Here is an 18,464-nt window from a genome sequence, read left to right as displayed (position 1 = left end):
CAGCCGACCCTCCTCGAGCTGATCGATCAGGAAGCGTACGTCGCCCACGCGGGTGACGACCCGGACCTCCATGTACTGAAGCCGGTCTGGGTCGTCGGGCAGGAAACGTTCGATCGGCTTGGCGACCGCGCCGTTGGCGAGTTCGACGACGGCGCTTTCGTACGGATGGTCGAGCGCCAGGACCACATAGCCGCGGCTCGCGAGGTCGGCGGCGAGCACCGAGTAGAAGGCCCGCGGAGCGCCGTATCCCGGCGAGAGGATGACTACCGGCCAGAGTGAGCGCTCGGGGGCGAGTGGAGCGTCGGCGCGGGCGTGGGTGTCCACGCGCCCGAACGACCTGAACACGAACCCCGGGAGCAGGGTGATCTGCGCAGGCAGATCGCCCAGGCCGTCGATGTAGGGGAGCCGGTCATCACCCTCTGCGGACGCCGCCGGATACCAGGCTTGGACGACGACGTTCCGGCGATCGCCGGGGTCGTCGGTCACCTCCTCCGGGCGTGCAGGGTCGATCCATCGGTGGATCTTGGTTCCGACGGCGTAGGGACCGCTGGGCCGGGGCAGCGCCGGCGACGGAAGGATCGCCCAGGTCGCGATCGCCGCCAGCACGACGACCGTGACGAGACCGCGTTCGATCCAACCTGACGGCGATCGCCGCAGCCAGGCTGTCCAGCCCGCCCAGAGCAGAAGCAGGTAGCTTGGCGTGAACTGCCAATAGACCGCCTCGCGGAAGACCTGGACCGCTGCCAGCGCGACCACGGCCACCCATGCCCACCGCAAGGCGCGGCCGCGTGTGAACAAGGCGGCGCCCGCAAGCGCCGCCGCGCCGATCAAGACGAGCCCATCCAGCCACGACATGGGCCGAGGCTAGACCGTGGCTCAGTTCGTGGGGAACCCCTTGTCCTCTAGGTAGGCCTTCACGTCCGGGTCGCGGCCGCGGAACTTGCGGTAGCCCTCGCGCGGGTGGATCGAGTTGCCGACGCTCATGACGTGGTCGTGCAGCCGCTTGGCGACGCCCTTGTCGTAGAGCCCGCCCGGCGCCTCGCGGAAGGCCTCCACGGCGTCCAGCGCGATCACCTCGGCCCACAGGTACGAGTAGTAGCCGGCGGAATAGCCGTCGGACGAGAAGACGTGGCCGAACTGCGGGGTGCGGTGGCGCATGACCAGTTCGTCCGGCATGCCCAGCTTCTTCAGCTCCTCACGCTCGAAGGCGTCGGGGTCGATGTCGGCGTCGCCGGCCAGGTGCAGCTTCATGTCGATCAGCGCCGACGCCAGGAACTCGGTGACGTCGAAGCCCTGGCGGAAGGTGGAGGCCTTCTCGATCTTGGCGACGAGCTCGGCCGGGATGGGCTTGCCGGTCTGATGGTGCAGGGCGAACCGGTTCAGCACTTCGGGCGTCCGCAGCCAGGACTCGTTCACCGTCGAGGGGAACTCCACGTAGTCACGGAACACCCGGGTGCCCGACACTGACGGATAGGTCACCGCCGAGTTCAGCCCGTGCAGGGCGTGGCCGAACTCGTGGAACATGGTCTCGGCGTCGTCCCACGAGATCAGCACCGGCTCGCCGGGCGCGCCCTTCACGAAGTTCGAGTTGTTGGAGACGATGGTCGTGACCTTGCCGTCGAAGGTCTCCTGGGTGCGGTAGGCGTTCATCCAGGCGCCCGAGCGCTTGCCGGTGCGGGCGTAAGGGTCGAAGTACCAGAGGCCGATGTGCTCGGGGCCGCGCTTCACCTCCCAGACGCGGACGCCGGGATGCTGGACGGGGACGTTCGTCACCGGATGGAAGGTGAAGCCGTAGAGCTGGCCCGAGGCCCAGAACATGCCTTCGCGCAGCTTCTCGAGCTGCAGGTACGGCTTCACCTCGTTCATATCGAGGTCGTAGCGGGCCTTGCGGACCTTCTCGGCGTAGAAGCGGTAGTCCCAGGGCGCGATCTTGATCTTCGTCCCCTCCTTGTCGGCGATGGCCTGCATCTCGGCCACCTCCTCCTTCACGCGGGCCACGGCGAAGGGCCAGACCCGCTCCATCAGCTCCATGCCGGCCTGGGGCGTCTCGGCCATGGAGTTGTTCGCCAGGCGCCAGTGGGCGTGGGTAGGATAGCCGAACAGCTTGGCCCGCTCGGCGCGCAGCTTCAGGATCTTCTTGATCAGGGCGTTGTTGTCGTGGGCGTCGCCGTTGTCGCCGCGGCTGTAGTAGGTCTTCCAGACCTTCTCGCGCAGGTCGCGCCGCTCGGAATAGGTGAGGAACGGGTCCACCGACGAGCGGGTATTGACGATCACGTACTCGCCATCCCGGCCCTTGCCCTTGGCGGCCGCGGCCATGGCCGCGCGCACGTCGGGCGGGAGGCCGGCCAGATCGGCCTCCTTGAGGAACAGGTCGTACTCGTTCTCGTCGTGCAGCAGGTTCTGGCTGAACGCCGTGAAGGCGGCGGCCAGCTCGGAGTTGATCGCCGCCACGCGCGCCTTGGCCGCCGCGTCCAGCTTGGCGCCGTTGCGGACGAAACTGTTCCAGCGCAGCCAGATGAGGCGGTCCTGCTCGGGCGTGAGCTTCAGCTTGCCACGCTGCTGGTAGACGGTGTCGATCCGCTGGAAGAGCTTGGCGTTCTGCAGGATGCGGTCGTTGTGGGCCGCCATCTTCGGCTGCATCTCCTTGTCGATCGCCCGCACTTCCGGCGTCGACAGGGTGGCGACCCAGATGCCGTAGATCGTCTGGACGCGGTCGAGGGTCGCGCCGCTGCGCTCCAGGGCTTCGATGGTGTTGGCGAAGGTCGGCGGCTGCGGATTGTTGGCGATCGCTTCGATCTCCGCCCACTCCTCGGCCATGCCGGCCTCCAGAGCCGGCTTGAAATGCTCGACGCGGACCTTGTCGAAGGCGGGCACGCCGCCGAACGGGCCTGTCCAGGGCGCGGTGACGGGATTTGCGGCCTGGGCGAGCGCGTGGAGCGGCACGGCGGTGGTCGCCGCCAGGGCGGACGAGGCGGCGAGGAAGGTGCGGCGACGCATGGGAACTCCCGACGGGACGATTTGCGCGCGACCTTAAGGGTCATTGCCCCTGAACGTCACATGACACGCCGTTAATGTGACGCTGGTCTCCGTTTCAGCCGCTTCCCACGCCGCCCGAGGCCCGCTAAGCCGGCAGGCATGGCCATCGGCGTATTCGACTCCGGCGTAGGCGGTCTGACCGTCCACCACAGGCTCGTGGACCGCTTCCCCGACGCCGACTTCGTCTATCTCGCCGACCAGGCGAACGCGCCGTACGGCGGCCGGCCGGGCGAGGAGATCGTTGCGCTGACCCGCGCCGGGTGCGAGCGGCTTTTCCAGGAAGGCTGCGATCTGGTGGTCCTGGCGTGCAACACGGCCGCCAGCGTGGCCCTGCGCCGGCTGCAGCAGACGTGGCTGCCGGGTTACCGGCGCGAGCTGGGGCGCCCGGTGAACGTGCTGGGCATCGTGGTCCCGACCATCGAGGCGGCGACAGGGCTGCCGTGGGAGCACGAGGCCGAGCGGCGCGGCGAGAAGATCGAGAAGCTCGACGTGCTGGGCATCTTCTCGACACCGGCCACGACCAACAGCCGTGTCTATGAGATCGAGATCGACAAGCGCCGCCAGGACGTGGCGGTTTTCTCCGAGCCCTGCCCGGAACTCGCGCGGATGATCGAGTCCGGCGCCTCGCGCGAGGAACTTTCGGCCGTGATCCAAGGCCATGTGAAGGCTCTCACCACCCGGATCGGCCGTGCGCCGGACCGGGCGATCCTGGGCTGCACCCACTACGAGATCACCGCAGACCTGTTCCAAGCCGCCCTGCCGCCCGGCACGCCGCTGATCCGCCAGCCCGAGGCCACAGCCGATGCGCTCGCCCGCTACATGGAGCGGCATCCGGAGTTCCGCGCGGGGGGGCGCGGCCAGCGTCGATTCCTGACGACAGGCGCGGCGGGCGAGCAGAACAAGCTGGTTGAGACCTTCTGGGGAGCGCCCCTAAGCTTCGAGCCGGCTTGAGGGGGGAGACCCATGAAAACCGCCATCCTGGCCGGCGCGCTGGTTCTGGCGCCGATGCTGTTCGGCGCCGGCGCCGCCCGCGCCGAAGTCGTCGACAAGGGCGCCTACGGGTTCCGGCTGCGGCACACCGCGCAAGTCGCCGCGTCGCCGGAGGCCGTGTTCAAGGCCCTGGGCGAGATCGGCCGCTGGTGGAGCGACGCCCACACCTATTCCGGCAAGGCCGCGAACCTCTCGATGCCGCTCATCGCGAACGCCTGTTACTGCGAGGCGCTGCCGGGCGGCGGCGGGGTTCGGCACGGCGTGGTCGATCTCGTCATCCCCAACCAGATGCTGCGGGTGAACGCGGCCCTGGGGCCGCTGCAGGACGAGGGCGTCTCCGCCGCTTGGACCTTCCACCTGAAGCCGAAGGACGGCGGCACCGAACTGCTGATGACCTATCACGTCGGCGGCGCCCGCGACTTCGTCACCACGCTCGCGCCGAACGTCGACAAGGTGATGGGCGAAGGCTTTACGCGCCTGAAGCGCTACGTGGAGACCGGCAAGCCGCAGTAGCCTCGGTGAGCGCCTTGTCCAAGCGCGCGCCGACCGCATATGGGGCGAGGTCCGGCTCGCGCGGCGCCGAGCCCGGCTGCGCCAGGGCGGGACCGATCCGCGTTTCGACCGGGAAGACGCCGGACCAGGCGCTCCAGCCCTCGTCGGCGGGCAGGTCGGTGGGTCCCGTGTCCTTCACCTTCGCCGAGGCCTCCTCGATCTCCATCTCCACCAGTGCGATGGCGGTGAGCTCCGCGTCGGTGGTGGGGCGAAGCTTCACGTTCCGCCCCGCGTAGAGGCGGTCGATGAAGGCCTCCATCGCCGCCCGCTTGGCGCTTAGGTCGGTGACGGGTCTGGCGCGACCGAAGGCCATCACCGAGCGGAAGTTCACCGAATGGGTGATGCCGGACCGGCCGACGATCAGGCCGTCCAGGAAGCTGACGGTGACGCAGACGGGCAGGCCCTCGGCCACCGTGTTCAGCATCCGGCTCGCCGCGGCGCCATGCCAATAGAGGGTGCGGCCCTCGCGCCAGTAGGCAGTGGGCGTCACGTAAGGTTGGCCATCAATGACATAGCCCACGTGGGCCATGACGCCCGCGTCGAGGATCGCGAACACCGTCGCCTCGTCGTGGAAGCCGCGCTGCGGCCGCCGGCGCAGCTGGGACCGGGCGGTGGGCTGGAACGCGGGTCCGGTCGTGCCGTGCATGAAGCCTCCTTGTCGAGGCTGCTCCAGCTAGGCCATATGTGGTCTGGCGCACAGGTCCAGTTCGCGCGGGCCGAATAGACCACTTGGAGGGCGCGATGAGCTGGGCCGAGATCTATCCCTGGCAGGCGCCGCGGCCCGAAGGGCCTGTGATCCGCCAGGTCTACGACCAGGTGCGCGACGCAATTCACGCTGGCGCGCTGAAGCCCGGCGGGCGGCTGCCTTCGAGTCGCGACCTCGCCCGCCGGCTGGGCGTGGCGCGGGCGTCCGTCGTGGCCGCCTACGACCTGCTGCTGGCCGAAGGCTACGCCGAGGGCCGGCCGGGCTCGGGAACCTATGTGTGCGGCGACTTGTCGGGCGTGCTGGACCTGAAGGCGCCGCGCATTGCGCCTGACGGGCCGCCGCCTCCGCCGCCGGCCGGCGTCCTGGCCCTCGACGGCGTGGCCCTCCCGCCCCCCGAAGAAGGCGGACGCATGTTCTCCAACGGCCGCACCCTGATGGACGCGCGCGCCCTGGACGCCTGGGCGGCCTCGACGAGGCGGGCGCTGAAGACGCTGGATCCGGTCCATTTCGGCTATTCCGACCCGCGCGGCGAGCCGAGGTTGAGGGCCGCCATCGCCGACTATCTGCGCGCCGCCCGCGGGGTGGTCTGCGAGCCGGACCAGGTGATCGTCACCTCCGGCGCCCAGCACGCCGTGGACATCGCCGTGCGCGTGCTGCTGCGGCCCGGCGATCCGGTGTGGATGGAAGATCCCGGCTATGCGCCCACGTGGCACGCGCTGCAGGCGGCGGGGGCGGAGATGCATCCCGTGCCGGTGGATCGCGCGGGCCTCGATGTGGCTGCGGGCGTGGCCGCGGCGCCCCAGGCGCGGCTAGCGTTCGTGACGCCGTCCCATCAGTACCCGCTGGGCGTGACGCTCTCGATGGGCCGCCGGCTCGAGCTGCTGGCCTGGGCGCGGGCGGCAGGCGCCTGGATCGTCGAGGACGACTACTCGTCCGAGTTCCGTTACTCGGGCCCGCCGCTCGCCTCGCTGCAGAGCCTCGATGGCGGCGAGCGGGTGATCTATGTCGGCACCCTGAACAAGGCGCTCTTTCCGGGGATCCGCCTTGGCTACATGGTGGCCCCGCAGTCCCTGTCGGCCGCGCTCGCCAAGGCCCGACAGCTCAGCGACCGGCAACCGCCCACCCTAACCCAGGCCGTGGTCTTGGACTTCTTCGAGAGCGGCCAGTTCGCCGCTCACATCCGTCGCCGGCGGCTCGCCTATCGAGCGCAGCGCGACGCGCTGGTCGAGGCCCTGCGAGCCAAGCTGGCCGACCTCGTCGAAATCGACGTGCCCGACCAAGGCATGCACCTGATGGCCTTCCTGAAGAACGGCCTCGACGACGTCGCCGTCCACGCCGCTGCGGCGGCTCGCGGCGTGACCGCGCGCGCCACCAGCCCGCTCTACCGCAAGGCTCCGCCCCGCCCCGGGCTGATGCTGGGCTTCACCGGTTTCCCTGCGCGCAGCATGGCCGCGGGGGTCGCGCGGCTCGCGGAGGCTTTCGCGGATCTGGGTTGAGGAGGGGCCCGGGAGACGCTTGGGGGGAGGGAGGGCACGCCCCCCGGGCCGGCTGAAGTGCGGTGTGTGTGACGCGGTCTTCAGAGAGACGAGCGGGGCGGATAAGCGGCCCCGCGTCGATGAGGGGGAGATAGGGGCTCGGCCGCGCTAAGGCCAATCGATTGTTTTTGGAAATCATATAGAGCGCGGCTATCGTCGCGTTTCGGCCGTCTTTGCGGGGGACCTGATCAGCCGATGCTGCCCACCATCCGCCAGCTGCAGTACCTGAAACTGCTCGCCGAGCACGGCGCCTTCGGGCGCGCCGCCGAGGCCGCCCACGTCACCCAGCCCACCCTTTCCGCCGGCATCCAGGAGCTGGAGCGCACCTTGGGCGCGGCGGTGGTGGACCGCGCCCGCTCGGGCGTGATCCTGACGCCCGTCGGTGAAGAGGCGCTGCGCCGCGCCACCGTGATCCTCAACGAGGCCGAGGAGCTGGTCGAGGCGGCCAAGAACGCCGGCCAGCCGCTGACCGGACGCTTCCGCCTGGGGGTGATCCCGACCATCGCGCCGTTCCTGCTACCCAAGGCCCTGCCGCTGCTGCGCGACCGCTTTCCGAAGCTGAAGCTGTTCCTGCGCGAGGACCTGACTCAGCGCCTGATCGTCCATCTGAAGGCGGGCCGCCTCGACGCCGCCCTCATCGCCCTGCCGTTCGACATGGCGGGGCTGGAGTGGGCCCACGTCTCGGACGACGAGCTGCTCGCGGCGGTGCCGGCCAACCACCCGCTGGCCAGCGTCAAGGCGGCGACCCCCGAAGCGCTCGAGCGCGAGAACCTGATCCTGCTGGAGGACGGCCACTGCCTGCGCGAGCATGCGCTGTCGGCCTGCCGCCTGTCCGCCGCGCGCAGCGCCGCCGGCGAGGAGCCCTTCGCCGCCACGTCGCTTCCGACGGTGGTGCAGATGGTGGGCTCAGGCCTGGGCGTGACCTTCATCCCGCGCATGGCGGTCACCGCGGGCCTGGCCGAGGCCGCGCCGGTCGCCGTCCGGCCCATCGCCGCCGAGCGGCCGGCCCGCGAGATCGTGGTGGCTTGGCGGGCGGGCTCGAACCGGCGCGCCGAGGGCCGCCTGCTGGCCGAGGTGCTGAAGGACGCCTGACGGACCCGTCAGTCCATCAGCCGCTGGGCCAGGTAGACGTAGTGGCGGGCCCAGCGCCGGGCGTTCAGCTCGGGGTCGGCGTCGTTCGCGTGGCCGCCGAAGGTCTGCTCGTAGTAGAGGTAGGGCACGCCCATCTGCTGCAGCCGGGCGGCGAACTTGCGGGCGTGGCCGGGGTGGACCCGATCGTCGCGCGTGTTGGTCGTGATGTAGGCCAGCGGGTACTGCACGCCCGGTTTCAGGTTCTGGTAGCCCGAGTACTTGGCGATGAAGGCGCGGTCTTCGGCCACGTCCGGATCGCCGTACTCGCCGACCCACGAGGCCCCGGCCGACAGCTTGTGGTAGCGCAGCATGTCGATGAGCGGGCTCTCGACGACGACCGCGTTCCACAGTTCGGGGTGCTGGGTCATGGCGACGGTGGTCAGCACCCCGCCGTTCGAACGGCCGTAGATTCCCAGCCGGCGCGGCGAGGTGATCTTGCGCGCGGCCAGGTCGCGGGCGACCGCGGCGAAGTCGTCGAAGGCCAGCTGCCGCTTCTCGCGCAACACCGCCTGGTGCCAGGCCGGGCCGAACTCGCCGCCGCCGCGGATGTTGGCGATCACATAGGCGCCGCCCCGCTCCATCCAGAGCTTGCCGGCCTCCGGCATGTAGATCGGCGGCTTGGCGACCTCGAAGCCGCCATAGCCGTACATCAGGGTGGGCAGGCTGCCGTCCAGCTTTGCCGCCTTGGGCCGCACGACGAAGTACGGGATCTTGGTCGCGTCGGAGGACGTGGCCCAAAACTGTTCCACGAGATGCGTCGAGGCGTCGAACCGGGCGGGCAGGGCCTTCACCTGGCGGGCGGACCCGGCCGCGGCGTCGCCCAGCCACAGGCTGGTGGGCGTGAGGAAACTCTCAACGGTCACGAACAGCTCGTCGTCGGAGCCCGCCGCGTCCACGAGGGTGATGTTGGCGTCCTTGGGCAGCGGCAGGCGCTTCGACGTCCAGGGGCCGCCTTGGAAATCAAAGACGTCGACGGCGCCCTTCACGTCCTCGAGCAGGGTCACCACCAGCTTGCCGTCGGTGGCCGAGACCTGCTGCACGGCCTGGCGCGGGCCGGGTTGGAAGACGAGCCGCGGCTTGGCGGCCGCGGGATCGGCCTGCAGCGCCTTGAGGTCGTAGGCGATCAGCGCGCCGGGCTGGAAGCCTCTCCAGGCCTCCTGCAGGCTGAACACCACCTGTCCATCCACATAGGCTTCCTCGGCCGCCTTGCGGGCGAGCGGGATGCGGACGAGCCCCTTGTCGCTCAAGAGGCTGAACTCGCGCTCGTAGAACGTGACGTTGCGCACCACGACGACGCCGTCGGCCCGGCCGCCTTGGCCGTAGAGCACGCTGGGGGCGGCCGACATGTCCGTCGCCTGGCCGCGGAAGACCTCGCGCGCTTGGCCGTCGCGGCCGACCACCTTCACGACGTAGGGATAGCCCGAGGTGGTCACCTCGGCGGGTGTCCAGGCGCGGGCGACCAGCAGAGTGTCGCGGTCCAGCCACTGCACGTACTGCTTGCCCTCAGCGAAGCGGAAGCCGCCATCGACGAAGCGTTTGGCGCGGGTGTCGAACTCACGGATCTCGACGGCGTCGCCGCCGCCGTCCGACAACCGCACCAGGCAGGTGGTCTCGTCGGGCTTCAGGCAGGTGGCGCCCTTGAAGAACCAGCGGCGGCCCTCGGCCTTGGCCAGCGCATCGACGTCGATCAGCGTCTCCCAGTCCGGCTGCCCGGTGCGGTACGAGGCCTCGCTCGTCCGCCGCCAAAGGCCATGCGGGTGCTCGGCGTCCTGCCAGAGGTTGTCGATCCCGCCAGCGCGGAAGCTTGGCGTCGGAATGCGGTCCTTGGCGGTGAAGATCGCCCGGGCCTCGGCCAGCATCGGGGCGTAGCGCGGGTCCTTCTCCAGGACGTTGGCCGTCTTGACGTTCTCGGCCTCCGCCCAGGCCAGCGCCTTGGGGTCGTCAACGCCCTCAAGCCAGAGGAAGGGATCGTCCTGCGCGAGCGCGGCAGGGACGGCGAGCAGGAGGGCGCAGACAGCGCCGGCGAGCATCTTCATGGCCCGCATCTAGCGGCGCCGCGGGGCGATTGTCAGCGGGCTCGCGTGCCTTGCGCGCTGTTCTCGCCTATATAGCCGCCTCCATGGGCCGTCCGTTCCTCAAGATGAACGGGCTCGGCAACGACTTCGTCGTGATCGAGACCCGCAGCCAGCCGTTCGAGCCAACGGCGGCGGACGTGCGCGCCATCGCCAGCCGCGAGGCGGGCGTCGGCTGCGATCAGGTGATCTCGCTTCAGGCCCATGAAGGCGCCGACGCCTTCGTGCGGTTCTGGAACGCCGACGGCGAAGAGATCTCGGCCTGCGGCAACGGCACGCGCTGCGTGGGCTGGCTCCTGATGCAGTCCAGCGGCAAAGACCGCGTCGAACTGGAGACCAAGGCCGGCCGCCTGATCGCCACGCGCGCCGGCGAGCGGCTGGTCAGCGTCGACATGGGGCCGCCCCGGCTGGAGTGGAACGAAATCCCGCTGGCCGAGGCGCACGACACCCAAGCGCTGGAGATCCCGCTCTACCACCACGCCGACCTGATGGCGCCGGCGGGGTGCGTCTCGATGGGCAATCCCCATGTCGTGTTCTTCGTGCCGGACGCCGAACAGGCGCCGGTGACGGAGGCCGGCCCGGTGGTCGAAAGGCACCCGCTGTTCCCCGAGCACGTCAACGTCGGCTTCGCCCAGATCAAAGGGCGCGAGCGGATCCGCCTGCGGGTGTGGGAGCGCGGCGCGGGCCTCACCAAGGCCTGCGGCACCGGCGCCTGCGCGGCCATGGTGGCGGCCTCGCGCCGGGACCTGATCGGCCGGCACGCCACCCTCGAACTGGACGGCGGCGAACTGTTCGTCGAGTGGCGCGACGACGGCCACGTGGTGATGACGGGGCCGGCGGCGGTCGATTTCACGGGAGAGCTCCCGTGAAGGACGTGGATATCGTGACGTTCGGCTGCCGGCTGAACGCCTACGAGAGCGAAGTCATCCGCAAGCGGGCGGCCGAGGACGGGCTCGCCGACGCCATCGTCTTCAACACCTGCGCGGTCACGAACGAGGCCGTGCGCCAGGCGCGGCAGGCGATCCGCAGGGCGCGCCGGGAGCGGCCCGGCGCCAAGCTGATCGTCACCGGCTGCGCGGCCCAGATCGATCCGGCGGCGTTCGCGGCCATGGAAGAGGTCGACCTCGTTCTGGGAAACGCCGAGAAGAGCCAGGCCGGCGCCTACGCCCCGACCGCCGAAGGCCGGGTGCGGGTCAACGACATCATGAGCGTGCGCGAGACCGCCGGCCACCTGATCGACGGCCTGAAGGACCGGGCGCGGGCCTACGTCGAGGTCCAGAACGGCTGCGACCACCGCTGCACCTTCTGCATCATCCCGTTCGGCCGCGGAAACTCCCGCTCGGCCGCGGCGGGCGAGGTGGTGGAGCAGGTGCGCCGCTTGGCCGCCGAGGGGTACCAGGAGGTCGTGCTGACCGGCGTCGACGTGACCAGCTGGGGCGCGGACCTGCCGGGCCATCCGACCCTAGGTCAGCTGGTGGCGCGCATCCTGAAGCTGGTCCCCGAGCTGCCGCGGCTGCGGCTGTCGTCCATCGACGCGGCCGAGATCGACGCCGACCTGCTGCGGTGCTTCGCGGAAGAGCCTCGGTTGATGCCGTACCTGCACCTGTCGCTGCAGGCCGGCGACGACATGATCCTGAAGCGGATGAAGCGCCGGCACCTGCGCGCTGACGCCCTGAAGCTGGTCGCCGACGTGCGGGCGGTGCGCCCGGAGACGGCCTTCGGCGCCGACCTGATCGCCGGTTTCCCCACCGAAACCGACGAGATGTTCGAGAACACGCTGCGCCTCGTGGACGAGGCGGGACTGTCGTTCCTGCACGTCTTCCCGTTCAGCCCGCGTCCGGGCACGCCGGCGGCGCGGATGCCGCAGCTGCCGCGCGACGTCGTCAAGGCTCGCGCGGCCCGCCTGCGAGCGGCGGGCGAGGCGGCGCTCGTGCGCCACTTGGACGCTCAGCTGGGCCGCACGCTGCTAGGTCTGGTGGAGCGTCCCGGCGCCGCCCGCGCCGAGGACTTCACCGAGATCGCGTTTGTCGGCGAGGCGCCGGTCGGCGCAGTCGCCGAGATGGTCGTCACCGGTCACGACGGCAAGCGCGTCGTCGCGGAGGTCGTAAGGAGGGCTGCGGCATGAGCTGGTCGGGCGGGTGTCAGTGCGGGAAGATCCGCTTCCGGGTCGAGGGCGAGCTTGGCCGGGCCAGCATCTGCCATTGCCGGATGTGCCAGAAGGCGACGGGCGGGCCGTTCGGCGCCTTCGTCACCGTCGACCGCGACCGGCTGACCTGGATCGGCGAGGAGCCGGCCCGCTTCCAGAGCTCCAACCTGGTGCATCGCGGGTTCTGCCCGCACTGCGGGACGCCGCTCACGTTCGAGACGGCCAAGAGCTTCGACCTGACGATCTTCGCTTTCGACAACCCCGCCGCAATCCCGCCGGTGACCCAACTGGAACCCGAGGCCGCCGTGCCGTGGATGGCGCACATCGCCGAACTGGAGATCCAGCGGCCGCCGCCGGGCTACTACGAGCGCATCCAGAGCTATCAGCATCCGGACCACGACTGAGGTTCAGGCGTCCGGCGGCGCCCGTCCGGGAAAGCCAGGCATCTGCCAGCCGAACAGGATGGCCCCGGCGCGGATCGCGAACGCGATGAGGAAGCCGCCCAGGCCCGCCACCACCAGAGGCACGGCTAGCGCGTTCAGCGCCACGAATGCGATGGCGCCGACCAGCGCTGGGGTGACGTAGAGCTCGCGCCGCAGCAGCACCGAGGGCTCGTGGGCGAGGACGTCGCGCAGCACCCCACCGAACGTGGCGGTCAGCACGCCCATGACCACGGCGGTGAACGGCGGCGCCCCCAGCGAAATCGCCTTCATCGCGCCGACGCTGGTGTAGGCGGCCATGCCGAGGGCATCGAGCCAGAGCAGCAACAGGCCGCGCCCGCGCCCGCCCCCAAACACCCAGACCGCTGCGGCGGCCGCCAGGCAGACGAGGATGTACTCGGGTCGGGCGACCCAGAAGACGGGCGCGTCAATCAGCAGGTCGCGCAGCGTGCCGCCGCCGACGCCGGTCACGGCGGCGAAGAAGCCGAAGGTGATGATGTCGTGCTTGGACCGAGCCGCGGCCAACGCGCCCGTCGCGCCGAACACGGCCACGGCGGCGTAATCGAGCACGGTGAGGCTGGCGGCGAGTCCGTCCATGCCTCTTGATGCGGTGAGAGGTGACGCGCGGCAAGCGCCTCGCTAGAAGCGCCCTCATGTCAGAACCCAAACGCGGCTGGTTCCAGCGCCTTACCCAGGGCCTCACCAAGTCGTCGAAGCAGATGGGCGATCAGATCGCCCAGGTCTTCGTGGCCAAGGCGCCGCTGGACCAGGCCAAGCTCGACGAGCTGGAGGAGATGCTCATCGAGGCGGACCTGGGCCCGCACTCGGCCGCCCGGATCACCGCCCGCTTCGCCGAGGAGAAGTTCGGCAAGGACGTCGGCGAGGACGAGATCAAGGAGGCCCTGGCCCAGGCGATCGGCGACGAGCTGTCGACGCGGCAGGGGACCTTCGACCCGCTGTCGGGGCCCAGGCCCTACATCGTGCTGTTCATCGGCGTGAACGGCTCGGGCAAGACCACCACCCTGGGCAAGATCGCCTCGGACCTGAAGGGCCGCGGCGCCAAGGTGCTGGTGGTGGCGGGGGACACCTTCCGAGCCGCCGCCGTCGAGCAGCTTAAGGTCTGGGCCGAGCGCGCAGGCGCCGACTTCCTGGGCCGGCCAACCGGATCGGACGCCGCCGGCCTCGCGTTCGACGCGGTGCAGAAGGCCAAGGAGCAGGGCTATGACGTGGTGCTGATCGACACCGCCGGCCGGCTCCAGAACAAGGAGGGTCTGATGGACGAGCTCCTGAAGATCATCCGCGTGGTGAAGAAGATCGACCCCGAGGCGCCGCACGAGACCCTGCTGGTGCTGGACGCCACGGTGGGGCGCAACGCGCTCAGCCAGGAGAACATCTTCGGCAACCGGATCGGCGTCTCTGGCATCGTGATGACCAAGCTGGACGGCACCGCCCGCGGCGGCGTGCTGGTGCCGGTGGCGCAGGCCTCGGACAGCCCGATCAAGCTGATCGGGGTGGGCGAAGGTATTGACGACCTGCAGCCGTTCGACGCGCGCGCCTTCGCCCGCTCGCTGGTCGGCCTCGAGGAGCCCATTCGATGAGCCCTCGCGCCAAGGGCTGGGTGCGCAGCGCCGTGGACTACGGCGGGCCGCTGGCCTTCCTCATCGCGTTCCTGCTGACCCGCGACACCATCAAGGCCACGTGGGCGCTGGTCGCGGCCTCGGGCGTCGCGCTTGCGGTCGGCTATGTGGTGGAGAAACGGATCGCGCCGATGCCGCTGGTGGCCGGCGTCGCGGCGCTGATCTTCGGCGGCCTGACGATCGTCTTCCACGACGAGCGGTTCATCAAGATCAAGCCGACGGTGCTGAACCTGGGCTTCGCGGCCTTCCTGCTAGGCGGCCTGCTCCTGAAGAGGAACCCGCTGAAGGCGCTGCTGGCGGGCGCGATCCACCTGCCTGACCCGATCTGGCGCGTGCTGACGGTGCGCTACGGGATCTTCTTCGTGTTCGTGGCCGTGCTGAACGAATTCGTCTGGCGCACCCAGTCCACCGAGGTCTGGGCCTATTTCCGCTTCCCCGGCTTGCAGGTATTGGCGGTCGTTTTCTCGCTCACCCAGGTCCCCCTGATGATGAAGCACGCGCTGCCGGGCGAGGCCCCGCCGCCCCCGCCCACCGAATAGGCGCGCCTGCGGTCGGATCGTCCGTCGTCAAACCGTCGCAATGAACGGCTAAGTCTTCGCCCCGTCCTGGAGCGGGGTGGACGACATGGCCAAAGCCAAGGCGCGCGAGAAGGGCGGAGCGAAGACCGGGGTCCCGGCGCTCGACCAGTCGCCCAGCCAACTGCTGCACCGGGCGGTGCAGCGCGCGCTCGACGAATATGCGGCCGAGTTCGGACCGGGCGGCATCACCCAGCGCCAATATGCGGTGCTGGCCGCGGTCGCCGCCCAGGAGGGCGCCACCCAGACCGATCTGGTGCGCACGACCGGCATCGATCGCTCGACCCTGGCCGACCTCGCCGCGCGGATGATCGCCAAGGGCCTGCTGGCCCGCGAGCGGTCCACCGCGGACGCGCGGGCCAACGCCGTGCGCCTGACGCCAGAGGGCCAGGCGGTGCTGGCCGACGCCCAGCCAAAGATGGCCGCGGCGGATGCGCGCCTCCTGAAGCTGATACCCGGCCGCAGCCGGCGCGAAGCTTTCCTGAAGCTGCTGAAGGACCTGGCGCTCGCGGGCGAGGCGGCTGCCAAGGCCGAGAAGAAGCCGAAGGGCGGCAAGTCCAAGACCGAAAAGGCCGCCGGGCCGAAAAAGAAGACGAAGAAGGCCGCGCGGGAGGCCGACCCGCCTATCGCGGCATGACCACGTCGTCGTTCCGCAGGTAGGGCGAGCGGAGGCGCTGGTAGCCCATCTCGGGCAGGGATTTCATGATGACGTCCAGCATTGTGGCGCCGTCCGCCGTGATCGGCGGCGGCTCGCCGAAGAGCTCGCGCCAGAGCGCGGAGGCTTCCTCCTGAATGCGGTCGTCCCGTCCCATGGTCCTGTTGCGAAGCGTTTTCAACAAAGGACAAACTCGCAGGATCGGGAGGGTGTTCCGCGTAAATTATAGTTAATTCTGCGGGGCTTAGGCCATTGTGGCCGGCCGATCACACCCGGATGTCGAGCAGCGAGCCGGGCCGCAGGATGCGCTGCGGCGGCTCGGCCGCGGGGTCGGGTATGCGGGCGACGGAGGCCGGCCGCGCCTGCGGTTGCGGCTGCGGCGTGGCGGCTGCCGGAGCCTGCGCCTGGCCCAGGGCGGCGGCGAAGAACGCCCGCTGGGCGGCGAGCTTGGCCGGATTCATCGCCCCACCCTGGACGGCGGCCTGGGGCTGAGGGCTCGGGAACGGGTTCGGACGGATCGTGGTCACGGAAGGCAGCCGAACATGGTTAACGCCAGGCGCCCAGGGATGGGCCCCGCCGCCTCAAGAAGTGGTTAACGGGCGAGACCGGCCAGCCGCCGCGCGTCGGCTTCGGTGAGCGGGCCGGTGTGCTTGGCGAGGATCACGCCGTCGCGGCCGACGACGAAGGTTTCCGGCACGCCGGTGACCCCGAACTCGACGCCCGCGCGGCCGTCGCGGTCGACCAGGATCTCGGCGTAGGGGTCGCCCAGCCGGTCGAGGAAGGCCTGGCTGTTCTGCGGCGCGTCCTTGTAGGCGACGCCGATCACCCGGACGGGTTCGCCCTTCAGCCCCATCAGCACCGGGTGCTCGATCTCGCAGGGCGCGCACCACGAGGCGAAGAAGTTGACGATCATCGGGCCTTCCGAGGCCATCTCGCGCAGCGAGACGGGCTGCCCTTCGGCGAGGGTCGGCAGGCTGACGGTGGGCACGGGTTTGCCGACCAGGGCCTGCGGCTGCACCTGCGGATTGCGGTTCAGGGCGTAGATCCCGAACAGCAGGCCGAGCGCGACGAGGATCGCGAGCGGCGCGAAGGCGAGCCAGCGATTCATCTCCCCGACCGCTCCTCGAAGCGACGCTTCCAGCGACGCGCGTGCGCCAGCGACGACCAGATGAGGCCTGCGAAGGTGGCGCCCGTGATGATGAAGGCGGGCCAGATGTAGGCGCTGTAGTCGGGCATGACGGTTAGCCTCTCGCCGCCCGCAGGGCCGCGGCCTCGGCGCGCCGGCGCCACACCTCGCCGCGGATGCGGACCAGCCACAGCGATCCGAAGGCCGACAGATAGGCCAGGCTCATCAGCAGCAGCGGGATCAGGAACACCGGCGGCATCGCCGGGCCGCCCTCGGCGAAGATGGACGAGCCCTGGTGCAGGGAATTCCACCATTCGACGCTGTAGTGGATGATCGGCAGATTGATCGAGCCGACCAGCGCCAGGATAGCGGCCGCGCGTCCCGCCTTCGCCTCGTCGTCGAGCGAGGCGCGGAGCGCGATGTAGGCCACGTAGAGCAGGAACAGGACCAGGACCGAGGTCAGGCGGGCGTCCCACACCCACCAGGCGCCCCACATCGGCCGTCCCCAGAGCGAGCCGGTGACGAGGGTCAGGAAGGCGAACGCCGCGCCGAGGGGGGCGGCGGCCTGGGCGGCGGCGTCGGCGAGCGCGTGACGGAACACCAGGGCCAGGAAACTCGCCACCGCGAGGCAGGCATAGGCGAACATGGCGATCTGGGCGGCCGGCACATGGATGAACATGATCCGGACCGTCAGGCCCTGCTGGTAGTCCTCGGGCGCGGTGAAGCCGAGGTAAAGGCCGGCCGCCGCAAGGATCGCCGCAAGGCCGCCGAACAGCGGGGCCGCCCAGCGCGAGAACGCCATGAAGCGTTCGGGATTGGCGAGGAAGGCGGGCGCCGGGATCATCGAGTGTCCCGCTTAAGGCCCGGCGGCCCGCCTCGCAAGGCTGTCAGATGTCGCCGGGCGGGACCGGCGGAACGGGCGGAACCGGCGGCACGGGCGGGATTGGCATGCGGTGGCCGATCGGGATCATGGTGAGGCCGAAGCCGGGGCCGGCCATCATCAGCATCGGCATGGCGTCGAAGGCCTTCTTCTGCCGCGCATCGAGCTGGGCGTAGAACGTGCGCGTGGCGGCGATGCGCTTCTTCATGGCCGCGTGATGCTCGTCGGCCTTGGCCTCCATTTCGGCGAGGCGCTCGGAGGTAGGCTTCTGGGCCGCGTCCTTGTCGAAGTGAACGACGTGACGACGCTCGCCCCGCTCGGTCTTCGTGGCCTCGAGGAAGGCTTTCAGCGCGGGCTCCTGGTCGGGGCGCAGCTGCAGGATGTCCTTCAGATGGTCTTCGCGGCCTTCGCCGTGGCGAAAGGTCATGACGTTGCGGCCGGGACCATGGCGGTGGACGGTGACGTCCTTGGCCGGGCCGCCGCGGTAGATATGGATGTGCCGCTCGACCCGGGCGTCCTGGTGGGCCTGGTTGCGGGCGGTCTCGGCGTCGTCGGCGAGCGCGGCGCCGGCGGCGAGGGTGGCGGCGGCTCCGGCGAGCAGCCAGGCGAGGGTCTTGTTCATGGCGGTCGTGTTCCCCTTGGAGAGGTGTGTTCCGAGGTCAAGCTCAGCCGTCAGGATGGGGCGAAAAAACGGCGTTGCGCATGAAGCTTTGTTCATGTGCGTTTTCCGTGGGATGGCGGCATACGGCGCAGCCTCGAAGCCCCGGAGGCCCTATGATTTCCGCCCTGCTCGCCGCGGCCTTACTGGCGACCGCGACACCCCTCGACCCCGCCGACGTGAAGGCGGTCGAGGCCGTCGCCTACGACTACGTCGACGGCCAGCTCGAGGGTGACCCTCGCCGGGTGGCGCGTTCGCTGCACCCCGATCTTGCCAAGCGCGCGGTTGAGACGAATCCCGACGAGGTCTTCGCCCTTCGGCGGAT

Annotated in this window: 21 protein-coding genes and 1 pseudogene; 11 read left to right on the top strand and 11 right to left on the bottom strand. The window is 70.1% G+C overall.

What is annotated here, in order from left to right; genetic code table 11:
• Together RIF93_RS09635 and RIF93_RS09630 are read right to left on the bottom strand one after the other, a co-directional pair.
• Nucleotides 1–831 (bottom strand): annotated as a pseudogene (locus RIF93_RS09635) (hypothetical protein); the annotation flags it as partial.
• A 45-nt stretch (nt 832–876) separates the two neighbouring features.
• A complete protein-coding gene (locus RIF93_RS09630) occupies nt 877–2,997 on the bottom strand; it encodes a M3 family metallopeptidase (RefSeq protein WP_309090752.1) in 2,121 nt (706 codons plus the stop codon).
• A 138-nt stretch (nt 2,998–3,135) separates the two neighbouring features.
• On the opposite strand from RIF93_RS09630, the gene RIF93_RS09625 reads away from it, so the two are divergent.
• Nucleotides 3,136–3,987, top strand: a complete 852-nt coding sequence (locus tag RIF93_RS09625) for an aspartate/glutamate racemase family protein (protein WP_309090750.1) — start codon at nt 3,136–3,138, stop codon at nt 3,985–3,987.
• A 12-nt stretch (nt 3,988–3,999) separates the two neighbouring features.
• On the top strand, nt 4,000–4,539 hold the full coding sequence (locus RIF93_RS09620; RefSeq protein WP_309090748.1) for an SRPBCC family protein: 540 nt from the start codon (nt 4,000–4,002) through the stop codon (nt 4,537–4,539).
• Here RIF93_RS09620 and RIF93_RS09615 read toward each other — a convergent pair.
• Nucleotides 4,496–5,224, bottom strand: a complete 729-nt coding sequence (locus RIF93_RS09615; RefSeq protein WP_309090746.1) for a pyridoxamine 5'-phosphate oxidase family protein — start codon at nt 5,222–5,224, stop codon at nt 4,496–4,498. The genes RIF93_RS09620 and RIF93_RS09615 overlap by 44 nt on opposite strands.
• Nucleotides 5,225–5,319: 95 nt before the next feature.
• On the opposite strand from RIF93_RS09615, the gene RIF93_RS09610 reads away from it, so the two are divergent.
• Both RIF93_RS09610 and RIF93_RS09605 read left to right on the top strand, forming a co-directional pair.
• Nucleotides 5,320–6,780 (top strand): PLP-dependent aminotransferase family protein, encoded by a 1,461-nt coding sequence (locus RIF93_RS09610; protein ID WP_309090744.1) that lies wholly within the window; start codon nt 5,320–5,322, stop codon nt 6,778–6,780.
• A 234-nt stretch (nt 6,781–7,014) separates the two neighbouring features.
• Entirely contained in the window at nt 7,015–7,911 is an 897-nt protein-coding gene (locus RIF93_RS09605) for a LysR substrate-binding domain-containing protein (RefSeq protein ID WP_309090742.1), read from the top strand.
• Nucleotides 7,912–7,919: 8 nt separating this feature from the next.
• On the opposite strand, the gene RIF93_RS09600 is transcribed toward RIF93_RS09605, so the two are convergent.
• The gene (locus RIF93_RS09600) at nt 7,920–9,986 is read right to left on the bottom strand and encodes a prolyl oligopeptidase family serine peptidase (protein ID WP_309090740.1); all 2,067 of its coding nucleotides are present in this window, start codon (nt 9,984–9,986) and stop codon (nt 7,920–7,922) included.
• Nucleotides 9,987–10,069: 83 nt separating this feature from the next.
• Here RIF93_RS09600 and dapF point away from each other — a divergent pair, with 83 nt between their 5' ends.
• The 3 genes from dapF to RIF93_RS09585 are packed head-to-tail and all read left to right on the top strand — an operon-like array spanning nt 10,070 to nt 12,572.
• The gene (gene dapF / locus RIF93_RS09595; protein WP_309090738.1) at nt 10,070–10,891 is read left to right on the top strand and encodes a diaminopimelate epimerase; all 822 of its coding nucleotides are present in this window, start codon (nt 10,070–10,072) and stop codon (nt 10,889–10,891) included.
• Nucleotides 10,888–12,147 carry a tRNA (N(6)-L-threonylcarbamoyladenosine(37)-C(2))-methylthiotransferase MtaB gene (gene mtaB, locus RIF93_RS09590; protein WP_309090736.1) on the top strand — a complete coding sequence of 420 codons (1,260 nt, stop codon included), beginning with the start codon at nt 10,888–10,890 and terminating at the stop codon, nt 12,145–12,147. The genes dapF and mtaB overlap by 4 nt, the downstream gene beginning before the upstream one ends.
• Entirely contained in the window at nt 12,144–12,572 is a 429-nt protein-coding gene (locus tag RIF93_RS09585) for a GFA family protein (protein ID WP_309090734.1), read from the top strand. Before mtaB ends, RIF93_RS09585 begins: the two co-directional genes overlap by 4 nt.
• A gap of 3 nt (nt 12,573–12,575) precedes the next feature.
• Here RIF93_RS09585 and RIF93_RS09580 read toward each other — a convergent pair whose 3' ends face one another.
• Nucleotides 12,576–13,205: a trimeric intracellular cation channel family protein gene (locus RIF93_RS09580; protein WP_309090732.1), complete on the bottom strand. Its 630-nt coding sequence runs from the start codon at nt 13,203–13,205 to the stop codon at nt 12,576–12,578.
• 56 nt (nt 13,206–13,261) lie between these two features.
• Here RIF93_RS09580 and ftsY point away from each other — a divergent pair, with 56 nt between their 5' ends.
• From ftsY to RIF93_RS09565, 3 genes are all read left to right on the top strand, one after another.
• Entirely contained in the window at nt 13,262–14,206 is a 945-nt protein-coding gene (gene ftsY / locus RIF93_RS09575) for a signal recognition particle-docking protein FtsY (protein WP_309090730.1), read from the top strand.
• Entirely contained in the window at nt 14,203–14,784 is a 582-nt protein-coding gene (locus RIF93_RS09570) for an inner membrane-spanning protein YciB (protein WP_309090728.1), read from the top strand. Before ftsY ends, RIF93_RS09570 begins: the two co-directional genes overlap by 4 nt.
• Nucleotides 14,785–14,869: 85 nt before the next feature.
• Nucleotides 14,870–15,457, top strand: coding sequence for a MarR family transcriptional regulator (locus RIF93_RS09565; RefSeq protein ID WP_309090726.1), 588 nt, complete (start codon nt 14,870–14,872; stop codon nt 15,455–15,457).
• Here RIF93_RS09565 and RIF93_RS09560 read toward each other — a convergent pair.
• From RIF93_RS09560 to RIF93_RS09535, 6 genes are all read right to left on the bottom strand, one after another.
• Nucleotides 15,444–15,632, bottom strand: a complete 189-nt coding sequence (locus RIF93_RS09560) for a hypothetical protein (protein WP_309090724.1) — start codon at nt 15,630–15,632, stop codon at nt 15,444–15,446. The genes RIF93_RS09565 and RIF93_RS09560 overlap by 14 nt on opposite strands.
• Before the next feature lie 109 nt (nt 15,633–15,741).
• Entirely contained in the window at nt 15,742–16,002 is a 261-nt protein-coding gene (locus RIF93_RS09555; protein WP_309090722.1) for a hypothetical protein, read from the bottom strand.
• 65 nt (nt 16,003–16,067) lie between these two features.
• Nucleotides 16,068–16,583 (bottom strand): DsbE family thiol:disulfide interchange protein, encoded by a 516-nt coding sequence (locus RIF93_RS09550; protein WP_309090720.1) that lies wholly within the window; start codon nt 16,581–16,583, stop codon nt 16,068–16,070.
• Nucleotides 16,580–16,711 (bottom strand): heme exporter protein CcmD, encoded by a 132-nt coding sequence (gene ccmD / locus RIF93_RS09545; RefSeq protein ID WP_309090718.1) that lies wholly within the window; start codon nt 16,709–16,711, stop codon nt 16,580–16,582. Before ccmD ends, RIF93_RS09550 begins: the two co-directional genes overlap by 4 nt.
• 5 nt (nt 16,712–16,716) lie before the next feature.
• The gene (gene ccmC, locus RIF93_RS09540) at nt 16,717–17,445 is read right to left on the bottom strand and encodes a heme ABC transporter permease CcmC (RefSeq protein WP_309090716.1); all 729 of its coding nucleotides are present in this window, start codon (nt 17,443–17,445) and stop codon (nt 16,717–16,719) included.
• 43 nt (nt 17,446–17,488) lie between these two features.
• Nucleotides 17,489–18,103 (bottom strand): Spy/CpxP family protein refolding chaperone, encoded by a 615-nt coding sequence (locus tag RIF93_RS09535; RefSeq protein ID WP_309090714.1) that lies wholly within the window; start codon nt 18,101–18,103, stop codon nt 17,489–17,491.
• Nucleotides 18,104–18,255: 152 nt separating this feature from the next.
• Between RIF93_RS09535 and RIF93_RS09530 the strand changes: the two genes are divergently transcribed.
• On the top strand, nt 18,256–18,464 hold a 209-nt coding region (locus tag RIF93_RS09530), incomplete at its 3' end, for a nuclear transport factor 2 family protein (RefSeq protein WP_309090713.1).

It is taken from the genome of Phenylobacterium sp. (genome assembly GCF_031181185.1).
GTDB lineage: Bacteria > Pseudomonadota > Alphaproteobacteria > Caulobacterales > Caulobacteraceae > Phenylobacterium.
This window is presented reverse-complemented; position numbering and strand designations above follow the sequence as displayed.